The organism is Stenotrophomonas sp. GW821-FHT01H02A (assembly GCF_059422145.1).
Genome location: NZ_JBWKWI010000012.1, coordinates 1 through 22141, shown reverse-complemented (window position 1 = coordinate 22141; position 22141 = coordinate 1). Strand labels below are relative to the sequence as shown.

At 66.8% G+C, this 22141-nt stretch carries 13 protein-coding genes; 8 read left to right on the top strand and 5 right to left on the bottom strand.

Features of this window, described 5'->3' with window-relative positions; genetic code table 11:
- Positions 1-56: 56 nt before the first annotated feature.
- On the bottom strand, positions 57-2756 hold the full coding sequence (locus tag AC07WC_RS16345) for a TonB-dependent receptor (protein ID WP_495210931.1): 2700 nt from the start codon (positions 2754-2756) through the stop codon (positions 57-59).
- 155 nt (positions 2757-2911) lie between these two features.
- Positions 2912-3883 carry a glucokinase family protein gene (locus tag AC07WC_RS16340; RefSeq protein WP_495210970.1) on the bottom strand — a complete coding sequence of 324 codons (972 nt, stop codon included), beginning with the start codon at positions 3881-3883 and terminating at the stop codon, positions 2912-2914.
- 414 nt (positions 3884-4297) lie between these two features.
- Between AC07WC_RS16340 and AC07WC_RS16335 the strand changes: the two genes are divergently transcribed.
- The 6 genes from AC07WC_RS16335 to AC07WC_RS16310 all read left to right on the top strand — a co-directional run bounded on the left by AC07WC_RS16335 (position 4298) and on the right by AC07WC_RS16310 (position 14256).
- A complete protein-coding gene (locus AC07WC_RS16335) occupies positions 4298-5590 on the top strand; it encodes a sugar MFS transporter (RefSeq protein ID WP_495210930.1) in 1293 nt (430 codons plus the stop codon).
- Positions 5591-5632: 42 nt separating this feature from the next.
- Positions 5633-6700 (top strand): LacI family DNA-binding transcriptional regulator, encoded by a 1068-nt coding sequence (locus AC07WC_RS16330; protein ID WP_088432334.1) that lies wholly within the window; start codon positions 5633-5635, stop codon positions 6698-6700.
- Between the two features lie 6 nt (positions 6701-6706).
- Positions 6707-7741 (top strand): SIS domain-containing protein, encoded by a 1035-nt coding sequence (locus AC07WC_RS16325; protein WP_495210929.1) that lies wholly within the window; start codon positions 6707-6709, stop codon positions 7739-7741.
- The gene (gene nagA / locus AC07WC_RS16320) at positions 7741-8889 is read left to right on the top strand and encodes an N-acetylglucosamine-6-phosphate deacetylase (protein WP_495210928.1); all 1149 of its coding nucleotides are present in this window, start codon (positions 7741-7743) and stop codon (positions 8887-8889) included. The genes AC07WC_RS16325 and nagA overlap by 1 nt, the downstream gene beginning before the upstream one ends.
- On the top strand, positions 8886-9953 hold the full coding sequence (locus tag AC07WC_RS16315) for an acyltransferase family protein (protein WP_495210927.1): 1068 nt from the start codon (positions 8886-8888) through the stop codon (positions 9951-9953). Before nagA ends, AC07WC_RS16315 begins: the two co-directional genes overlap by 4 nt.
- Before the next feature lie 310 nt (positions 9954-10263).
- Positions 10264-14256, top strand: coding sequence for an autotransporter family protein (locus AC07WC_RS16310; protein WP_495210926.1), 3993 nt, complete (start codon positions 10264-10266; stop codon positions 14254-14256).
- Between the two features lie 76 nt (positions 14257-14332).
- On the opposite strand, the gene AC07WC_RS16305 is transcribed toward AC07WC_RS16310, so the two are convergent.
- Entirely contained in the window at positions 14333-15559 is a 1227-nt protein-coding gene (locus AC07WC_RS16305) for a multifunctional CCA addition/repair protein (RefSeq protein ID WP_495210925.1), read from the bottom strand.
- 55 nt (positions 15560-15614) lie between these two features.
- The gene (locus AC07WC_RS16300) at positions 15615-17591 is read right to left on the bottom strand and encodes a transglycosylase SLT domain-containing protein (protein WP_495210924.1); all 1977 of its coding nucleotides are present in this window, start codon (positions 17589-17591) and stop codon (positions 15615-15617) included.
- Between the two features lie 421 nt (positions 17592-18012).
- On the opposite strand from AC07WC_RS16300, the gene AC07WC_RS16295 reads away from it, so the two are divergent.
- On the top strand, positions 18013-20886 hold the full coding sequence (locus AC07WC_RS16295; protein WP_495210923.1) for a TonB-dependent receptor: 2874 nt from the start codon (positions 18013-18015) through the stop codon (positions 20884-20886).
- 183 nt (positions 20887-21069) lie between these two features.
- Positions 21070-21696, top strand: coding sequence for a LysE family translocator (locus AC07WC_RS16290; RefSeq protein ID WP_495210922.1), 627 nt, complete (start codon positions 21070-21072; stop codon positions 21694-21696).
- Between the two features lie 53 nt (positions 21697-21749).
- Here the strand turns inward: AC07WC_RS16290 and AC07WC_RS16285 are convergent, their stop codons facing one another.
- Positions 21750-21977, bottom strand: coding sequence for a hypothetical protein (locus tag AC07WC_RS16285; RefSeq protein ID WP_088432373.1), 228 nt, complete (start codon positions 21975-21977; stop codon positions 21750-21752).
- Positions 21978-22141: the final 164 nt, after the last annotated feature.

Below are 22141 nucleotides of genomic sequence, written 5' to 3'. Positions count from 1 at the left end.
GAAACGGGCCCGGAAATCCGGGCCCGTTTCAGGTGTGCAGCGTGTTACCGCGGCGATCAGTACTTGAAGCGGAAGTTCAGATAGTACTGGCGGCCGTTGCTGTAGAACGAGGTCGGGACCGACGCGCTCTGGTAGTACTTGTAGGTCGGGTTGTTGAGGTTGAGCGCATCGAAGCTGACGCTCAGCCAGTCGGTGGCCTTGTAGCTCAACGACGCCGACAGCGTGCCGAAGTCATCCTGGTAGTACGGGTTGGCGCCGGACAGGCCGATCAGGAACGAGGAGCGGTAGGTGTAGCCCACGCGCGCACCGAAGGTGTCGTTCTCGAAGTAGGCACCGACGTTGTAGGTGTTCTTCGAGGTACCCAGCAGGTTCTGCGTGCCGTCTTCCCAGGTGTGCGAGGTGCTGCCATCGGCATAGGTGTAGTTGGCGTTGACACCGAAGAACTCGCCGATCGGCTGCTCGTAGGCCAGTTCGACGCCGCGGACCTTGCCGTTGGCGTTGATCGGCTTGGAGATCTCATACGCTTCCAGCTGGTGGGTCAGCTCGCTGAAGAGCATCTGCGTCTCGGTGCCGAAGGCCACGTAGTCCTTCAGGTTCATCGAGTACACGCCGGCCGACAGCAGGCCGCGCGGCATGAAGTACCACTCCAGGTTGGCGTCGAAGTTGGTCGACAGCACCGGCTTGAGGTTCGGGTTGCCACCGCCGCCGAGCTTGTTCAGATCCGAACCCCACGAGGAGGTACCCAGGGCCGAGAAGTCCGGCAGGGTCTGGGTCTGGGAGGCGGCGAAGCGCAGCACCAGGTCGTCGGCCAGGTCGAACTTCAGGTTGGCGCTGGGCAGCACGCGGTTGTGCTTGTTTTCGAATTTCAGCGCATCCCAGGCACCGAACAGGCTGCTCACGTCCGGGTTGCTGGTGACGGCCACGTAGGTGTCGATGTCCTGCTTGATGTTGACGTAGCGCAGGCCGACGTTACCGGCCCAGCTGTCACCGACGAAGTTGGCCTGGACGTAGGCGCCGAAGTTCTTCTCGGCCACTTTCCATTCGGCGCCGTAGTTGTGGCGTCCGTCCGGGCCGTCATTGTTGGCCAGCCAGGTGGAGTTGTTGGTCACCGCATCCTTCAGCGCACCCGGGGTGTAGTACCAGATGTTGCGCGGGAAGGTGCCGCCGATGTCACCGGCGAAGCCGTTTGGGTAGTTGCCGGTCGGGGCGCCCTGCAGCGCGGCCCAGATATTGCCCGGGGTCGCGCCTTCCGGCGACAGCGACTCACGCTTGTGGTCGGCGAAGCGTGCACCGAAGTCGATCGAGCTCAGCACGCTGCCGCTGCTGAAGTACTGGCTGAAGTCCAGGCTGGCCCACTTTTCCTTGTCTTCGGCGGTGACCTGCTGGTTGCCCCAGGTGCCGAAGCTGGTCACGCCGTCCGGGCTGATGTCGCCGCCGATGTTCCAGTCGACCGGGGAGCCGTTGCCGTGCGTGGCCCAGCTGGCGCCGCCGCCGCGACCAACGGTGACTTCGGCGATGTACTGGCGCGGGGTTTCGCCGGTGCCCTTGGTGTTGCCGGCCTGGAACTTGGCGGTCAGGTTGTCGTTGATCTGCCAGTCGGCATCGAAGGTGATGTAGTTCGTCTCTGCCGTGGCTTCACGGTAGATCATGTCGTACACACCGTAGTCGGTGCCCGGCTTGCCGCTGTAGGTGGCGTTGGTGATCACGCCATCCTTGACCACATAGCCCGGATCCGGTGCCTGCGATTTGGCGAAGCTGGCGCCGAACATCATGAAGTTGCGGTTGTAGTTGTTGGCTTCCAGCTTGGAACTGAAACCTTCCAGGCCCAGGGTCAGGGTGTCGGTGGGCTTGAACTGCACCGAGATCAGGCCGCCCTTGCGCTCACGGGTCTGTTCGAACAGCGTCGAACCGAGCAGGCCGGGGATCTTGAGCCCCTCCAGGTCCGGACGCGGGCCCTGCAGGAACTGGCCGGGGTTGGCCGGATCCGGGATGCCGGCGACGACCGGGTCGTTCGGGCCGAGGGTGAAGAAGCCGCCTGGGATTTCCTGTGCTTCGCGGCGCAGCTCACGCTTCTGGTAGAAGCCCTGCACCATCACGCCGAACGTGCCGTCGTCGTTCTTGTAGTTGAACAGCGCCGACAGCTGCGGGTCGGTCGACTTGGCCTGGTCCGAATTCACGGCACCGACCGAGGCTTCGGCGGTGATCTGCTTGGCGAACTCCAGCGGGCGGCGGGTGATGATGTTGACGGTGCCGGTGGTGCCACCGTCCTGCAGCTTGGCCTGCGAGGACTTGTTCACTTCCACCGAGCTGACCAGCTCGGAGGGCAGCAGCGAGTAGCTGACGCTGCGGCCGACGTTGTTGCCCTGGCTGAGCACGAACCAGTCCGCCGAGGCGACGGTGTGGCCGTTGATCAGGGTCTGGGTCAGGCTCGGGCTGGTGCCGCGCAGGCTGACGCGGTCGGCTTCGTCGAAGCCGCCTTCATCGGCGCTGGACGAGCTGATGTTCACGCCCGGCAGGCGCTGCAGGGTGTCGGCGACGTTGTGCGCGGGCAGCTTGCCCACGTCTTCGGCGGTGACCACTTCCAGGCGCGCATTGGCGTCGCGCTTGGTGTCCAGCGACTTTTCCATCGAGCCACGGATGCCGGTGACCTGCACGGTGTCCAGATCGGTGGCGGTGGGGGCGGCTTGCTGCGCGTGGGCGCTGAAGGCCAGGCAGCTGACGATGGCTGCGGAAAGCAGGGACTTGCGGGTGTTCATGATGTCTCTCCTCATCACTCGATGGTCGCCGGCGACGGCGTCTGTTTTCTTGCGTCTGGTACGACTGTGCCGCGCGCCTGTTGTGCGGGTGCGCCTTGGGTACTACGTACTGCGTGGTGCGTTGTCCGCAGCGCCGATCCCGGCGCCGTGGCAGATCAGGTCTCCGATCGGCCCAGGTACCAGCTGGCGGCGCCGATGACGCCCAGCTGCCCGTGCTCGACCACCTTCACGGGAATACGTTCCAGCGCCTCACGCATCGGCCCCTTGTTGAGGTACCGCTCGACGAAGGTGCTGTTCAACAGGAAGTCGCGGATCTGCGGCAGGATGCCGCCGGCCAGGTAGACACCGCCGGTGACGCCATACTGCAGCGCCATGTCGCCGATCGTGCTGCCCAGCAGCCCGCAGAACACATCCAGGCTCTGCCGCGCGAGCGGATCCTGGTCGGCCATCGCCGCCGCGGTGATCGCATCCGGGGTGGTCAGCGCGGGCGACTGGCCGTTCAACGCGCACAGCGCGCGGTACAGATTCATCAGGCCGGGGCCGGACAGCGCCTGCTCGACCGACACGTGCGAGCGCTCGCGCAGCATCTGCCGCACGATCGCCATCTCCAGTTCGGTGGTGGTGGCCAGGGTCGGCTGGCCGGCTTCGGTGGCCAGGACCACGGCGCCATGGGCCGTCGGGATCCACACGGCCGCGCCGAGGCCGGTGCCGGGGCCGACCACCAGGGTCGGGCCACGCGGGGCGGTGGCCGGGCCGGTCAGCTGCAGCACGCCGCTGGCGTCGACCTGCGCCGCGGCGTAGGCCACGGCTTCGAAGTCATTGACGATATAGACCTGGTCCAGGCCGACATCGCGCTCGATCTGCCGTGCCGACAGCGGCCAGGGCAGGTTGGCGGTGATGACCGTGCCGTCTTCGCGGGCATAGCCGGCGGTGGCGACCACGCAATGGGACGGGCGCGGACCATCGGCCAGGAAGTCGGCGAGGATCGCGCTGAGGCCGGAATAATCCGCATTACGGAATTTACGGTAGTCCAGCAGCTCGACCGGATGGGCCGGATCGGCACTGGCCTGGACCCGGCCAACCCGGACATGCGTGCCACCCACGTCGGCGGCCAGGAACGGCGGCATCGCGGCGGGCGGGGCATGGGCCGGAACAGCGTGGGCGGCTATGGTCACACGGACTCCATCGGTTGGGCGTGGCCAGGGCTGACCCGGCGATTGAGGCGGAGTCTGTAATCGTTCTGACAACGATGTCAACGATAATCTCACACTTTCGATGCTGCGCCGCAACGCGGGTTTGCGCGGGAAAGCGTTTTCATCACGCTGCCGTCATGTTTTCGCAAACTGCCGTGAATAGGGCCTCTGGTCCGGCCACGGCCAACGCTGCCGCCAGATTGCGCAGGTGCAGCAAAAGAAAATGCGCGGTCACGGCGTGAACCAGTTGTTGACAAACCCGGCGGCGGCAACGAATAAATGTGACAACGTTGTTCCCAGCCACTCTTCCGACGCCGCTCCGGCGCCGTCGATGCAGGAGCCTCCTTGATGTCTGCCGTGCCTGCTGCCTCCGCGCGTTCGAGCGTGCTTACCTCGATCCTGATCATCGGCGTGCTGTTTTTCCTGATCGGCTTCTTCACTTGGCTCAACGGCCCGTTGATCACCTTCGTCAAGCTTGCGTTCGAGCTGGACGAGGTCGGCGCCTTCCTGGTGCTGATGGTCTTCTACCTGTCGTATTTCTTCCTGGCGCTGCCGGCGTCGTGGATCCTCAAGCGCACCGGCATGAAGAAGGGCCTGAGCCTGAGCCTGCTGGTGATGGCGGCCGGTGCGGTGGTGTTCGCCCACTTCGCCCAGCAGCGCTGGTACCCGGGCGCACTCAGCGGCCTGTTCATCATCGGCAGTGGCCTGGCCCTGCTGCAGACGGCGGTCAATCCGTACATCAGCATCCTCGGCCCGATCGAAACCGCCGCCCGGCGCATCGCGCTGATGGGCATCTGCAACAAGATCGCCGGCATGCTGGCACCGGTCCTGATCGGCACGCTGGTGCTGCACGGGATCGGCGATCTGGATGCCCAGGTGAAGGTGGCCGATGCCGCGGCCAAGACGGTGCTGCTCAACGACTTCGCCGCCAAGATCCAGCTGCCGTACATGGCCATGGCCGGGCTGCTGGTGGTGCTGGCGGTGGGCGTGCTGTTCTCGCCGCTGCCCGAGCTGAAAACCTCTGAAGCCAACGCCACCCCGGCGCGCGCCCCGGGCGTCGCCGAGCGCACCAGCATCTTCCAGTTCCCGCACCTGTGGCTGGGCGTGTTGTGCCTGTTCGTGTATGTCGGCGTGGAAGTGATGGCCGGCGATGCGATCGGTACCTATGGGCACGGCTTCGACCTGCCGCTGGACCAGACCAAGATGTTCACCTCCATCACCCTGGGGGCGATGCTGCTGGGCTACCTGGCCGGCCTGGCACTGATTCCGCACCTGGTGTCGCAGTCGCGCTACCTGAGCATCTCGGCGGTACTGGGCGTGGTGTTCTGCATCGGCGCGCTGTTCACCCATGGCTATGTGTCGGTGGGCTTCGTGGCCGCCCTGGGTTTCGCCAACGCGATGATGTGGCCGGCGATCTTCCCGCTGGCGATCCGCGGCCTGGGCCGCTTCACCGAGACCGGCTCGGCCCTGCTGGTGATGGCCATCGCCGGTGGCGCGATCATTCCCCAGCTGTTTGCCGTGCTCAAGCAGCACTTCGACTTCCAGTGGGTGTTCGCCGGCCTGATGGTGCCCTGCTATGTCTACATCCTGTTCTATTCGATGCGCGGCCACCGCGTCGGGCTGTCCCGCGACGGGCAGTGATCGGCGATCATGGACGCTCAACCGGTCAGCCAGGAAAAGACGATGCGTAGAGCGACCATCAAGGATGTCGCCGAACGGGCCAAGGTGTCGCTGAAGACAGTCTCGCGGGTGATCAACAACGAGCCCTCGGTGATGCAGGCCACCCGTGCGCGCGTCCTGCGCGCGATCGCCGAGCTGGATTACGAGCCCGATCCGGCCGCGCGCAACCTGCGCACCGGGACCACGCTGGTGGTCGGGCTGGTCTACGACAACCCCAATCCGTACCACATCATCGGCGTGCAGAACGGCGTGCTCGCCGCCTGCCGCGAGACCGGGTTCGGGCTGCAGATCCACCCCTGCGATTCCAGCTCGCCGATGCTGGCCGAGGAACTGGCCGACTGGGTGCAGCGTTCGCGCCTGGCCGGCCTGGTGCTGACCGCGCCGATGTCCGAGCGCAAGGACCTGGTGGCCGCGCTCACCGCCCGCGGCATCAAGCTGGTGCGCATCATCGCCGCCACCGCCGATCCGCAGGACGGTGCCTGTGTGTTCGTCGACGACCGCGAGGCCGCCTATGAGATCACCGAGCACCTGATCCAGCTGGGTCACCAGCGCATCGGCTTCCTCTGGGGCGGCACCTCGCACCGCTCCAGTGGCGAGCGCTATGCCGGTTACGAGGCCGCACTGCGCGACTACGGCATGACCATCGACAAGCATTTGGTGGTGCAGGGCGATTACACCTTCGATGACGGCTTCCGGGGCGCGCGGCGCCTGCTGGCACTACGTGAACCGCCCACCGCCATCTTCGGCTCCAACGATGAAATCGCCGCCGGCGTGCTGGCGGCCGCCAAGTCCACCGGCATGAACGTGCCCTACGACCTCTCCATCGCCGGCTTCGAGGACAGCCCGTTCTCGCGCCAGTCCTGGCCGCCGCTGACCACCGCCAAGCAGGCCACCGAGGACATCGCCCGGCATGCCGCGCGCCTGCTGATCGCGCAGCTGCGCAGCGATGCCTACGACGACGCGCCGCTGCAGCTGCAGAACCAGGGCTTCGTGCCGCAGCTGGTGGTACGTGGCTCCACCGCGCCGATGCGCCCGCAGGGTGCACGGCTTCCCTCTCCTGAAACGACCTGAGTTCCCATGTCCCTGCCTGCTCCCCACGACACCCTGATGTACCGCGAAGCCGCCGAGGCTGCCGATGTGATCGCCGCGCAGTTCGCGCGCAACCAGGTGGCCGTGGAGACGCTGGCCGCCAGCCTGCGTGCGGCCCCGCCGCCGTTCGTGGTGACCTGCGCGCGGGGCAGTTCCGATCATGCCGCCACCTACGCCAAGTACCTGCTGGAAACCCGGCTTGGGCTGGTGACGGCCTCGGCCTCGCCGTCGGTCGGCTCGGTCTATGAAGCACCGTTGAAGCTGCGCGGCGCGCTGTACATCGTGATCTCGCAGTCGGGCAAGAGCCCGGACCTGCTGCGCAACGCCGAAGCGGCCCGCGCCGCCGGCGCGCGCGTGGTGGCGCTGGTCAATGTCGAGGATTCGCCGCTGGCGCAGCTGGCCGAGACGGTGATCCCGCTCGGTGCCGGTGCCGAGCGCAGCGTGGCGGCGACCAAGAGTTACCTGGCCTCGCTGTCGGCGATCCTGCAGCTGGTGGCCTACTGGACTCAGGACGTGGCGCTGATCGCCTCGCTGCGCGCGCTGCCCGATGCGCTGCGCGAGGCCTGGAACAACGACTGGTCGTCGCTGACCGATGGCCTGGTGCCGGCCCACAACCTGTTCGTGCTGGGCCGCGGCCTCGGCCTGGCGGCCGCGCAGGAAGCGGCGCTGAAGTTCAAGGAGACCTGCGGCCTGCATGCCGAGGCCTACAGTTCGGCCGAGGTCAAGCACGGGCCGATGGCGCTGGTCGGTCCCGGCTTCCCGGTGCTGGCCTTCGCCCAGCCGGATGAAACCGGCGCCGGCACCCGTGCGGTACTGGGCGAGTTCGCCGCGCGCGGTGCGCAGGTGTGGCTGGCCGATGTCGATGTCGACGGCGATCTGCCGCTGCCGGTCGCGCCGCACCCGGCGTGTGCCCCGCTGCTGACCATCCAGAGCTTCTACCGCGCGATCAACGCACTGGCGCTGCGTCGCGGCCATAACCCCGACCTGCCGCCGCATCTGAACAAGGTGACGGAAACCGTCTGATGAAAACTGTCCTGCGCAACGCCCGCATCCTCGCGGGCGACGACTTCCGCGACGACCTCGCGGTGGTGATCGAGAGTGGCCGGATCACCGCGCTGGTCTCCGATGCCGCACCGATGCTCGGCCAGGCCGATGAGCAGGTGGACCTGGGCGGGGGCTGGCTGCTGCCCGGCTTCATCGATGCACAGGTCAACGGCGGCGGCGGCGTGCTGTTCAACAACAGCCCCGATGTCGCCACGTTGCGCACGCTGGCCCGGGCGCACCGTCGCTTCGGCACCACCGGCCTGCTGCCCACGCTGATCAGCGACGATGTGCAGGTGATGCGCGCGGCGATCGCCGCGACCCGCCAGGCGATCAGCGAGGGCGTATCGGGCGTGCTCGGCATCCATCTGGAAGGTCCGTACATCGCGCCGGCGCGCAAGGGCACGCACGATGCGAACAAGTTCCGCGTGCCGGACGCGGCCGAGATCGCCCTGGCCGCCTCGCTGGACAATGGCGTCACCCTGCTGACGCTGGCCCCCGAGCGGGTGCCGCTGGAGAGCATCCGCGCGTTGGTGGAGCGTGGCGTGGTGGTCGCCGCCGGCCACACTGCGGCCAGTTACGAAGAAGCGCGTGCGGGCCTTGAAGCGGGCATCCGTGGGTTCACCCATCTGTACAACGCGATGTCGCCGCTGACCGGGCGCGAGCCCGGGGCCGTCGGGGCGGCCCTGGAAGATCGGGGCAGCTGGGTCGGCATCATCGCCGATGGCGTGCACGTGCATCCGGCCAGCCTGCGCGTCGCCCTGGCGACCAAGCCGCGCGGCAAGGTCATGCTGGTCACCGATGCGATGCCGCCGGTGGGCGCGGAGGAGCCTAGCTACGAACTGTATGGCGAGGTCATCACCGCGGTCGACGGCGTGGTGCGCAATGCCGCCGGCTCGCTGGCCGGCTCGGCGCTGGACATGGCCACCGCGGTCCGCAACAGCGTGCAGTTGCTCGGCGTATCGCTGGCCGAGGCGGCGCGGATGGCCTCCACTTATCCCGCGCAGTTCCTGAACCTGGATGACCGTTACGGACACATCGCCGAAGGCCATCACGCCGATCTGGTCCTGCTCGATGATGCCCTGCAGGTGCGCAGCACCTGGATCGCCGGGCAGCGCGAAGACGTATGAGCGCCGCGCCGTCGGGACGGATGGGTTCGATCGATGCGCTGCGCGGCCTGACCGTGGCGGCGATGCTGCTGGTCAACAACCCCGGCGACTGGAGTCATGTCTACGCACCGCTGCTGCATGCGGACTGGCATGGCTTCACGCCGACCGATCTGATCTTCCCGTTGTTCCTGTTCATCGCCGGCGTCTCGATGGCCTTCAGCCTGGCGCCACGCGCGGCCGATCCGGCCGCGCGCCCGGCGTTGGTGCGTGGTGTGCTGCAACGCGCACTGCGCATCCTGGTCGCCGGCGCGCTGCTGCACCTGCTGGCATGGTGGTTGTTCGAGCTGCCGGCCTATCGGCTGTGGGGCGTGATGCAGCGCATCGCCCTGTGCGTGGCCGCGGTCGGCGTGCTGGCGGTTTACACGCGGGCGCGCACGCAATGGGCGGTGATCGTCGCGCTGCTGGTCGCTTATGCAGCGATCCTGCTCTCGGCCACCTCGATGGAGCCGTGGGTCAATCCGGCCAGCCGCCTGGACACGGCACTGTTCGCCCCGTTCCTCTACAAGTATTCCGCGCTCACCGGCCTGGGGCATGACCCGGAAGGTCTGCTGAGCAGCCTCGGCGCGATCGCCACCACGCTGCTCGGTCTGCGCGCCGGTGCGTGGCTGCGTGCCGGCAGGGCGCCGCAGCTGGCGGCGCTGGCAGCGGGCTGCCTGGCGGTCGGCGCCCTGGCCACGCTGTGGCTGCCTCTCAACAAGCAGTTGTGGACGCCCAGTTTCGTGCTGTGGACCGGGGGGCTGTCCGCGACCGCGCTGCTGCTGGCCCATCTGTTGATCGATCACTGGGGCGCGCCTGCGCTGGGCCGACGCTTCGGCGTGAATGCGATCGCCGCCTATCTCGGCTCCTCGGCGATGGCGCTGGTGCTCGCGGCGAGCGGTGCCTGGGCTTGGGCCTTCCATGCCCTGCAAAGCGCGTTGCCGCAGGTGCCAAAGCTGGCCTCGCTCGCGTGCGCGGTGGGCTTCGTGGCGCTCTGGTGGGGCGTGGTGTGGGCGCTGGATCGCCGGCGTATCTATCTGAAGATCTGAGCGACCACCTGCAGGATCGCTCTGCGCGCAGCGAATGCGTGCGATCCACGGTCTGAATTTTACGTTCACATCACAGTTGACCAGTAAAAGTACCGCACTACATCTGCGTAATTGACGAAACCGCCTGTTCCTGGCCGTGGCCCGTGTGCCGCCCGCCGCCTGCCCCCTCCTTGATGTTGTACCGCCGGAAATGCAGTCCCAGGCAGCGTCCGCTGCCGTCGTGAACTTCATGGTGATGCGTGCAGTCAGGAGCAGGAGGCTTCGATGACCTGTCACGCCGCCGCCCTCCGTGATGTCCAGAGGAAGCCGCATGCCCAGGTCCACCCGCCACCCCCTCGCGCTCAGCATCGCCACGCTGCTCCGTTCACGCTGCCTGCTGGGGAGTGCCGTCGTGCTGGCGTCGTTCGGCGCGCAGGCAGACTGCGTCACCATCGGCACCACCACCACCTGCACCACGGCCGCACCCAATCCCTATGCGACCCGCGTCGGTAACGGCAACATCGCCATCGAGGATGGACGCACGGTGGATGTCCAGGCCGGCGCCGAGCTGATGGTGGGGGACTCCAACGCCATCTCGCTGCGCGACAACGCCAACATCCACGTCGGCACCGGTGCCACCGTTAGCGCGGCCTCGGTCAACGTGCCGGGGCTGTTCGGCGCGGGCGGCAACACACTGGAATTCCGCATCGGCGGAACATTGACCGTCGATGCCGGGGGCGAGGTGCTCGCGCTGGGTAGCCAGGGCAGTGCCGAAGTGATCGACTTCCAGGGCGCGGGCAACACCATCCTCAACAGCGGCACCATCCGCGCAAACAACGCCGTGGCGATCTGGTCGCAGAACACCACCGGCCTGAACACCGTGATCAACACCGAGACCGGCATCATTCAGGCACCGGGCACGGTCATCGGTGGCTCCGGCAACAGCGCGCTGGATTTCACCAACCGCGGCCAGGTCATCGGCAACATCTCGCTGGCCGGCGGCAACGACATCCTGCGCCTGTATACGGGATCGTCGATCACCGGCAATTTCAGCGGGGGCGCCGGCAACGACGCGATCTTCCTGAGCGGCACCGGTGATTCCACGCTGCCGGGCAATTTCGTCGGTTTCGAGTCGCTGACCAAGAACGATGCGGGCAAATGGATACTGACCGGTACCATCACCGGGGTGACCGTGGCCACGGTGGTGCAGGGCACCCTGGCACTCACCGGCAACAATGCCAATTACACCGGGCCGGTGATCGTCGATTCGGCCGGCATTCTGGAGGCGCGGGCGCAGAGCCTGCCGCCCGGCGTGACCAACAATGGCCTGGTCCGCTTCACCCAGCCCGATGACGGCAGCTATGCCGGCAGCATCAACGGCACAGGCGCGCTGGACAAGGCCGGTGCCGGCACGCTCACCCTGACCGGCCTCAACAGCGTGGGTGGCGCCAGCACACTCAACGGCGGCACCCTGGTGCTGGACGATACGCTGGAGACCGTCAGCCTGACCATGGCCAACGCCACCACGCTGCAGATCAACGGAACGCTGCAGCAGCAGGGCGGGGGCGCGGCGAACGTTAACGGCGCGGGTGGCGCGCAGTCATTGATCGTCAACGGCCGGCTGACCGGCTCAGCGCTGCTCGGCGACGGCGATGATCTGCTCGATGTTTCCGGCGTCATCGTCGGCAACGTCGATCAAGGGGCGGGCAACGACACCACCATCATGCGCCCGGGTGGCAGCATCGGTGGCACGTTGGCGCAGGGGCTGGGCAACGACCGGCTGAAGATGCTCGGTGGCAGCATCGCCGGCGCGGTCACCCAGGGGGCGGGCGCCGATGTCCTGCTGATGAGCGGCGGCACGCTGGCTTCGGTGGACCAGGGCGACGATGTCGATCAGCTCGAGATCAGCGGCGGCACCATCACCGGCACCGTGCAACAGGGCGGTGGACAGGACGTTTTCATCATGACTGGCGGCACCATCGGGGCGCTGCTGCAGGGCGATGGCACCGACCGTTTTCGCATGACCGGCGGCCAGATCATCGGCGGCTTCGACGATGGTGACTACGCCGAGATGAGCGGCGGGCGCATCGGCCGGGTCAACATGAAGCTGGAGAACAACACCTTCGACATGTCCGGCGGCACCATCGACGGCAACCTCGTCACAGGCTTCAGCAACGACACCATCCTCCTCTCCGAAGGCTACATCGGCGGCAACATCAGCGTCAGCGGTGGCGATGATTCCATCACCATCACCGGCGGCACCGTGCGCGGCGAGATCCGCGCCAGTACCGGCAATGATCGTCTGGACTGGTCCGGTGGCGGAGTGGTCTACGGCACGGTGGACATGGGCGAGGGCAACGACGTCACCACCCTGAGCAACCTCAACAACAGCCATCTGGGGGCGATCCCGCTGTTTACCGGGGGGCTGGGCACCGATCTGCTGACCATGAACAACGTTAACACCACGGGGGTCGCGCGGTTCACTGGTTGGGAGCAGATCAACCTGCGCCAGAGCAGCCAGCTGACCTTCGATGGCGATCTGGTGCTGTCCGATTTCACCACCACCGGCGGCACGCTGGACATCGACAGCACCAGTACCGTCTTCGCGGGCGGCCTCAATGCCAACGTGCGCCCGTTCACCGCTGGTCAGCAGGTCAACGTGATCAATGCCGGTCGCATCGATCTGAGCAATAGCAGCAGCGGTCCGGGCGATGCGTTCACCGTCAACGGAAATTACGTGGGCAACAACGGCGGGGTGTATCTGCAGTCGGTGCTGGCCGGTGACGGTGCGCCATCGGATCGGCTGGTGATCTCCAATGGGGTGGCCAGCGGCAGCACCGGGCTGGGCATCCTCAATACCGGGGGCAGCGGCGCGGCGACGAGGGCCGACGGCATCCTGGTCGTGCAGTCGATCAACGGTGCGAGCACTGCGCCCAACGCGTTCGCGCTGTACAATCCGATCGCGGCCGGGGCGTTCGAGTATTTCCTGTTCAAGGGCGGCGTCAGCGCCGGCAGCAGCGAGAACTGGTACCTGCGCTCGACCCTGGTGGCCGGTGTCACGCCGGCGCCGGCGCCGGCCCCGCCGGGCGTGCCGACGGTGACGCCGCCGCCCCCGCCGCCGCAGGATGCCGGCACCCCGCCGCCGCCACTGGCCCCGCCGCCTTCGCCGGACGTACCGGAGAACCCGGACCCCCTCGCGCCCGAGCCCGCGCCGCCGCCGCCGCCGCCCGAACCGTCACCGGTAGCGCCGCCGCAGGCCGACGCCCCGCCGCCGGTGCCGACCACGCCGGCGGCCGTTCCCGGCCCCTTGGCCGTGCCGCCGACCCCGGGCGCCGTGCCGGCGGCAGGCGACATCATTCCGCTGTATCGCGTGGAAGCGGCCACGTATGCAGTGGTGCCGCCGCTGCTGCGCGAGATCAGCCTGCTCAGCCTGGGGACCTTCCACGAACGCCAGGGCGAACAGCGCATGCCCGCCGGCCAGGGCGGTTTCCGCGCCGCGTGGGCACGAATGATCGGCCAGAGCCATGAGCAGTACTGGGAAGGCGATGCCAAGCCCAGCTTCGATGGTGACATCCAGGGCATCCAGGCCGGTGTGGATCTGTTCGCAACGGCCGATGATCACGCGCGCAATCAGGTCGGCGTGTTTGTCGGGCGCACCCGCGCGCAGGGCAACGTCAACGGCTTCGCGATCGGCTGGGACAACGTCGCCGTCGGCCGCACTCGCCTGGACGACAAGCATGTCGGCCTGTACTGGACCCGCGTGGGCAGTGCAGGTGGCTATCTGGACGCGGTGGTGATGCAGAGCCGTTACGACGGCAACGCCTGGTCCGCGCGCGGGTTGGGCATCGACCTGCGCGGCGATGGCATCACGGCGTCACTGGAAGTCGGCAAGCCGTTGCTGCAGCTCGGGCAATCGGCCTGGTGGCTGGAGCCGCAGGCGCAGGTGATCTGGCAGCGCAGCGCACTGGATGACAGTGCCGACCGCATTTCCACGGTGAGCTACGACAATGACAACGCCTGGACTAGCCGGGTCGGCCTGCGCCTGGCGGCCGACTACAACCTGGCCGGCAACAGCTGGCAGCCGTATCTCAAGGTGAACTACTGGCAGACCTTCGATGGCGAGGACCGCATCAACTTCGGCACCAATCAGCTGACCAACCAGCAGGGCGCGCGCGCGCTGGAAGTGGGCGTCGGCGTGGTGGCGCGCTTCAACGCCAATGTGAGCGCCTTCGCCGTGGCCGATTACACGCGGGATCTGGAAAGCAGCCAGCAGAAGGAGCGCAAGGTCATCGAAGGCAACATCGGTCTGCGCTTCGATTGGTGACCCCTGGTGACCTCTGGTGTCGCCTGGGGGCGGTCCGGCTTGCCAGCGTCATGCGCTGGCAAGCTGTGGCCCGCGGTCAGCGCATCCTTACTGCGCTGATCGCCTTCACCCGCGTCTTGGCCAGTGCTTCACCCACGGCCGGCCCTTTCAATCCACTCAAGTCCAGGTCGCGGGCCTGCACCGCCAGCGCTGCCTCGTGCAGGCGCTTGAGCGTTCGACCCTGCGGATAGTCGCTGTCCTCGAAGCCGAGCCGGCCGCGCTTGTCGGCTTCGCAGCACAGCGCGATCTGCGCGATGCGCTCGGGACGGCGGAACCCATCGCAGCGGCCGAGCAGCTCCAGCACGGTGGCGTCGCGCAGTTCGTCGATGCGGTGCACGTTGAGGTGATCGCGGCAGACCGCTTCGGCCAGCTGGCGGTGATCGACCGGCACCTTCAGGCGCTCGGCCAGTGCCCGCAGCGGGGCGACCCCGCGCTGCTCATGCATGATGTGGCGCGGCCATTCGGCCGGTGGGGTCAGGCCCTTGCCGAGGTCATGGGTCAGCGCGGCGAAACCGACCAGGTCATCGCCCGGTGCCAACCGGGCGGCCATGTCGCTGACCATTTCCTGGTGCACGCCGGTATCCACCTCCGGGTGGAACTCGGCCCGCTGGGGCACGCCATACAGGGCCTCCAGCTCGGGCAGGATCGCGCCCAGCGCATGAGCGTCATGCAGCGTGCGCAGGAACGCAGACGGTCGCGCGGAGGCGAGCGCGCGCCGCAGTTCCTGCCAGACGCGTTCGGGGACGAGGGCATCTAGCTCGCCGCTGGCGGCGATGTCCTGCATCAGTGCCATCGTCTCCGCGGCGACGGTGAAGCCGAGCGGGGCGAAGCGCGCCATGAAGCGGGCCGCACGCAGGACACGCAGTGGATCCTCGCCGAACGCCGGGCCGACGTGGCGGAGCACGCGCTGCTCGATGTCGCGCACGCCGCCATACGGATTCACCAGCGCGCCGGTGGCCTCATCGCAGGCGATCGCATTGATGGTGAAATCGCGGCGCTGCAGGTCGTCTTCCAGCGTCACCGACGGGTCGGCATCGACCACGAAGCCGCGGTAGCCGCGACCGGACTTCCGCTCGGTGCGGGCCAGGGCATATTCCTCACCGGTGTCGGGATGGAGGAACACCGGGAAATCGCGGCCCACGGCCTTGTAGCCCTGCGCTTCCATCTGCGCCTGGGTGGCCCCGACGACGACCCAGTCGCGGTCGCCGGGGGAACGCTGCAAGAGGCGGTCGCGCACGGCGCCGCCAACCAGATAGATCTTCATGCCGCCATGATGCCGCAGTCGGGCAGGGCCGTGCGCATCACGGCAGCCGGCCGGCTCAGTCGCCGCCCTTGTCGGCGTCTGCAGCGCAGGTAAAGGTCTTGCGCTTGGCCTGCAGCCGCCCGTTCATGCGGTCGGTCACCGGCAGCGCGTCGCCATTCAAGCGCCAATCGTAGATCACGCTGAAGGCCAGGATGCGCGCGACGTATTCGCGGGTTTCCTTGTAGCTGATGGTCTCGATCCAGATGTCCGGATCGAAGCCCGGTCGCTGCGACTGCCAGCGCGCGGTCGGCGTGGGGCCGGCATTGTAGGCCGCGATGGTGACGTAAGGCAGGCCCTCGTACTTGTTCATCAACTGGCGCAGGTAGGCCGTGCCGATCGCGATGTTGGTGTCGGCATCGTAGAGGCTGGCCGCGCCGCCATAGTTGGTCAGGCCGATCGATTTGGCCACCGCTGCGCCGGTGGCGGGCAGGACCTGCATCAGGCCCATCGCGTTGGCCGGCGAGCGCGCCTTCGGGTTGAAGATGCTCTCGGCGCGGATCTCCGCGGCCACCCACGCCGGGTCGATGGCATTGCGCGCGGATTCGCGGCGGATGCTGTCGTCGTGGTGCAGTGGGAAGCGCAGCGAATACAGGCGCTGCTCGTCCGGGGTCTTGCCGAGCGAGAACACTGCACGGTCGAACCAGCCGTTGTCGCGGGCGACTTCCACCGCTAGGCGGCGCTGCGTGGTGTCATAGCGGCTCAGCGCGTCGTTCCACTCGGCCACGGCCCAGCCGGCACGCTCGATCTTGAACAGTTCCATCGCGCGCACGATCGCCGGGTCGCGGGCCACCGCAGCCTGCGCCTGCGCGCTGTCATTGGGTTCCCACGGGCACAGCGTGTAGCTCTGGCCGAGCTGGTCGGCGGCCAGGAAGCCATGGAAGGTGGCGGCGCGGGCGGCATCGCGGTACACCGCCTGGGCCTCGCTGCGCTTGCCGGTCTTGTCCAGCATGCGCGCTTCGAAATAGCGCCAGCGCGAATCGGCGCGCTGGGTGGCGCCCATCTTGCGGATCGCGGTCAGCGCGGCCGGCCAGTCGCCACGCGCCAGCGCTTCGCGCGCGCGCCATTCGTGCAGGCGCTCGTCGTAGGCCGATTCGGGTACCGCATTGAGGCGACGGGCGGACTCGGGACCATACGAGGCCACCGTCCACAACGCGATCTGGTAGAGCACCTGCGCGCGCTGCGCGGCGCTCAGCTGCAGGGCATCGGCGTACTGCGGCAGCTGCTGCTCGGTCGCGCCCGGATCGGCCTTGGCCAGCTTGGCCAGGCCATCGGTGGCGATGCGTCGGCTGCGCTCATTGCGTGGCCAGTTCAGTGCGCTGGCATTGGGCTTGTCGACGAAGGCGGCATAGGTGTTGGCCAGCGCGAGATCGGCAGCAGGGAGCCCGCGCGCGGCGCTGCGCATCACCGCCGGCTGCTGCTCGTCGGCCGCGGCATCGATGCGCGCCCAGCGCAGCTCGGCGTTCATGCCCCCCTTGGCATCCAGGACTGCAAACACCGGATCGCAGGCATCGGGCAACGACTTGCCGGTGCTGCGCCAGATCGCCTGCGCCTCGGTGACCCACTGCGCATCGGCCTTGCCGGTGGCCTGGCGCGCATTGAGCTGGGCGCAGCGCAGGCCGACATTGGAGGTGTCCGTCCAGTTGGCCAGCAGCGTCGGCCAATCCTGGCGCCTGGCCACCGCCGGCAGCCAGACGTTGCGGAAGCTGGTGGCGACAGCCTGACCGTTGTAGCGCTTGAGGAAATCCTGCGCCTGCACGTTGCTGACCGTATCGATGTTGCGTCGCAGGTTGGCGAATTCCACCCAGCCATACAGGGGGTGCTTGCTCAGTGCCGCGGCCTGGGCCGGGTCGAACTGACCGCGCTCGGCGTTGTCGATCACGGCCTTGAGCTGCGCGCGCTGCGCATCCAGGTTCTGGGCATCGGCCACCGGGCTGACCCCGGAGCAGGCCAGCAGGACGGTCGCACTGAAAAAACAGAGGGGAAGTCGAGTCATGCCGAAAGCATAACGGGGCCCGGTGAAAGGCGGTGAGGGCAAGCCGACTCGAGCATGAACGGATCCCTGCCATGGCATGCGCTGCGCTTCGCAGCCGATCCCGACACGCACGATGACGTAATGGCCAGGGTTCTGGCGGCCGCGAACAAGCCAGGCATGGAGCGGAACGCCTTCGTCCAGTAGTCGCCTGATGATGCCTGGCAGAGGCCAAACGCCCTTGGAAACAACGGCATTTTTTATCGCCAGGCCCAGGCTCACGTGACTTCCGAATGCCGCCATTGCGTAGTCGGCTTTGTCGATTCCACGTGAAAGTGAGGCGCGCGTCACTCCTTCACATTTACAAGTTGTTTACAAAGGAGACACTGCCGCCATGCAGGGGGGAGCGGCAGTCAAGCCCAACATTCCTTTGGAGAGAGAGCGAATGAACAACCTGCATCACCGCCCATTGGCGGTTGCCGTATCGCTGTGCCTGCTGCTGGCTGCGCCGGCCCTGGCCAGCGCGCAGGACGCACCACGCAGTACGACCGATCTGGACCGCGTGGAAGTGACCGGCAGCCGCATCAAGCGGGCCGAAGTGGAGGGGCAGGTGCCGGTCCAGACCTTGACCCGCACCGAGATCGAACGCACCGGCCTGACCTCGATCGGCGATGTGCTGCAGCAGCTGACCGGCTCCGGCTCGGCGCTCAATGCGAAATTCAATTCGTCGGGCAACTTCGGTTTCCCGCCGGACGGCAGCGGTGTCGGCGCGGGTTCGGCCCAGGTCGATCTTCGCCATCTGGGCGCAAAGCGTGTGCTGGTGCTGGTCGACGGCATCCGCTGGGTCAATGAATCCTCCGCGTCCGGCGTGGGCGCGGCGACCGATCTGAATACCATTCCGCTGGCGATCGTCGAGCGCATCGAGGTGCTTGAAGACGGCGCGTCGTCGCTGTACGGCTCCGATGCCATCGCCGGCGTGGTCAACATCATCACCCGCCGTGAATTCGATGGCGCGCAGGTGACGATGAACTACGGTGAGTACAGCAAGGGCGACGGTACCCAGAAGGGCGTGGACCTGGCCTGGGGCACCAGCGGCGATCGCTACAGCCTGTTCCTGGGGGCGAGCTGGACCAAGCAGGATCCGGTGTATGCGCGTGACCGCGAGCAGTCGCGGTTCCCGATCCCGGGCACAGGCCTGGCGTTCGGCAGCGGTGGCATTCCGCAGGGCCGCTTCTCCTTCGTCGACCCCAACACCGGTGCCGCGCAGGACATCGTGCCGAACACCGGCGTCAGCAACCCGCGCTACGACGGCAGCGCGGGCTGCGACCGCAGCGACGATTACCACTGCTTCAGCTCGGCGGACCGCTTCAACTTCGCCGAGTACAACATGGTGCTGACCCCGTCCGAGCGGAAGGGCATCTTCGGCCAGTTCCGGTTCGACCTCACCGACGACATCCAGTGGTACATCAAGGCGCTGGGCAATCGTCGCGAGTCCACCAACCAGGCCGGCCCGGAGCCCCTGTTCTTCGGCCCGGATGGCGCCACCGGCAATCCATTGGCCGACAACATCGTGGTGTCCGCGCTCAATCCGTACAACCCGTTCGGCTTCGACCTGGCGGCATCGGACAACATGAGCCTGATCGGTCGTCGTCCGGTCGAGGGCGGCCCGCGCGTGTTCGAGCAGGAGGTCAACACCCAGTACTTCGCCACCGGGTTGGTCGGCCAGTTCCAGGCGGCCGACCGCAGCTGGTTCTGGGACCTCAATGGCATGTACAGCAAGAACAAGGCCGAGCAGACCAACTACGGCAGCTACGACATCTACAAGGTCAACATGGCATTGGGTGATCCAGCGGTCTGCGCGGCCACGCCCGGCTGCGTGCCGCTGAACATCTTCGGTGGCGTCGGCTCGATCACGCCGGAGATGCTGCGCTGGATCCAGCCGGTGGTGCGCGACCGCAGCCAGAACGAGTTGAGCCTGTTCACCGCCAACCTCAGCAGCGAGCTGTTCACGCTGCCGGCCGGCCCGGTCTCGTTCGCCACCGGGTATGAGTACCGCAAGTACGAGGGCCGCTACGATCCGGATCCGCTGACCGTGATCGGACATTACAACGGCGTCCCGTCACTGCCGACCTCGGGTTCCTACGATGTCAACGAGGCCTACCTGGAGTTGAGCGTGCCGATCTTCGCCAAGAGTGCGCTCGGCGAAAAGCTCGACCTGAGCCTGGCCGGCCGTTACTCGGACTACTCCACGTTCGGTGGCGAGTTCACCCCGAAGTACGGCCTGCGCTGGCAGGTGACCAATGACTTCGTGCTGCGTACCAGTTACGCCGAAGGCTTCCGTGCGCCCTCGATCGGCGAGCTGTACGGGTCTGCCGCGCGCGCGGATCTGCAGCTGTTCGATCCCTGCTCGATCGGGCTGGGGGGCACACCGCCACGCGGCAGCGCGGCCAATTGTGCCGCACTTGGCGTGCCCGATGGTTTCCAGCAGGCCAACTCGCAGATCTCGGTCACCACCGGCGGCAACGCGGAACTCGATCCGGAGCGTTCGCGCAGCTTCAGTGCCGGCTTCGTCTGGAGCCCGTGGTTTGGCAGCAATGCGGCCTGGTCGGAGCGGTTCGACGTGGAGGTGACGTTCTACCGCCACCACATCGAAGGCGCGATCCAGGCGATCAACGCGCAGACCCAGCTCGACCTGTGCGTGGATACGCTGGACCCGCTGTACTGCGATGGCATCACCCGTGCCTCCACCGGTGCGGTCAGCAGCTTCAACAACCGGTTGACCAACCTTGGCTCGATCAAGACCGACGGCTGGGACGTGGACCTGTTCTGGACCCTGCCGCAGACGGAGATCGGCCAGTTCAAACTGGGCTGGCAGAACACCTTCGTCGGGCGCTATGAGGCGCTGGGCGCGGCCGGCCAGCGGCAGCCGCAGAAGCCCGGTGTCGAGGTGGCCGACAGTTCCATTCCCGAATGGACCAGCAATGCCACGGTGAGCTGGAATCTGTCCAACTGGAACGCCTCGTGGACAGTGCGCCACATCTCCAAGCTCACCGAGGACTGCGGTGACGTGGCGGCCTTCCCGATCTGCAGCAACCAGGCCGAGGGTACCAACGAACTGGCGGCGACCACCTTCCATGACATGCAGGTGGGCTACAAGTTCGACTGGATGAAGGGGTTGCAGCTCAGCGCCGGCCTGAACAACGTGTTCGACAAGGATCCGCCGATCTGCCTGTCGTGCTCGCTCAACGGCTATGACGCCTCGACCTACGACATCCCGCGCGGCCGCTACTGGTACGTGCGCGCGGACCTGCGGTTCTGATCGTGGATTGATGTACGAGCGGCACGCCGGGGCGCCGCAGGGGCGCCCCGGCCCGGTCCGGACGGACAACCCTGTTGCGCGGACCGGCCATTTCGCGCGCCCGGCATGCCGGGGCAGCATCCGTCAGGCATCATTGAGGTGCCGGCCACCGCGGCGGCCCTCCCCTTCCTGACGTCTGTTGCCATGAACCTGCATACCTGGTGGATCTTCGCCGTCACCGTGTTCGTCCTGTGCGGCACGCCGGGCCCGAACATGCTGCATGTGATGACCCGCAGCGTGCGCGTGGGCTTCCGCCGCAGCACTGCCGCCATGGCCGGGTGCCTGACCGCGCTGGTGCTGGCCCTGGCGCTCTCCGCCGCCGGGCTGGGGGCCGTGCTCAAGGCCTCGCCGATGGTGTTCGATGTGCTGCGCTACGCGGGCGTGGCGTATCTGGTGTACTTGGGGATCAAGGCGTGGCGCGGCGGTGATGCGCCGATCGACGTCGGCAGTACCACGACGCTGGTGCCGAGCTCACGCACCGTCCTGTTCCGCGACGGCTTCATCATCGGCATCAGCAACCCGAAGCTGCTGCTGTTCGCCTCGGCATTCCTGCCGCAGTTCGTCGATCTCACCCAGCCGCAGTTGCCACAGTTCGTGATCCTGGTGGGCACCTTCGCGCTGATGGAGATGTTCTGGTACACGGTGTATGCAGCTGGCGGGCGCGGGCTGGCCGGTCATCTGGCCAAGCCCGGATTGCGCAAGGTGTTCGACCGCGTGGTCGGCACCATCTTCATCGGGTTCGGGTTGGCGCTGCTGCGTGCGCGGCCCTGAGCACGCCTCAACCGCGCTGCGACAACGGCTGGCATAGCTGAAGGAACGGGCCGTCAGGCGCCTGAGGCTGTTCTGAAAGTGATACGAGATTCCTTGTCCTTGAAGATTTCGAGGGCGAACGGCATAGCCATGGTCCAAAGATCCTTATAGGTGTAGTCCTTTCCGGCGATAGCTCCCGCTTCCAACAACGACTCTTCTATGTTCATCGCCATAACGAGGATCAGGTCTTCCAGGGTAGATCGATCCGTAACGGAGATATTTCTGATCAATCGAGTTTTCATTGAGGCCAGGATTATGAGAAGGAAGTCGCTGAAAGTCAGCGACGAGTTCCAAAAGTAACGTCAGTGGCGAGGCAGAGCTAGATTTGCGCAAGGAATGTGTGACCGAGTACGTTGTTCATGCTTGTAAGGAAGCCCGCGTAGGGATGGACATCTGCAGTGGTAAT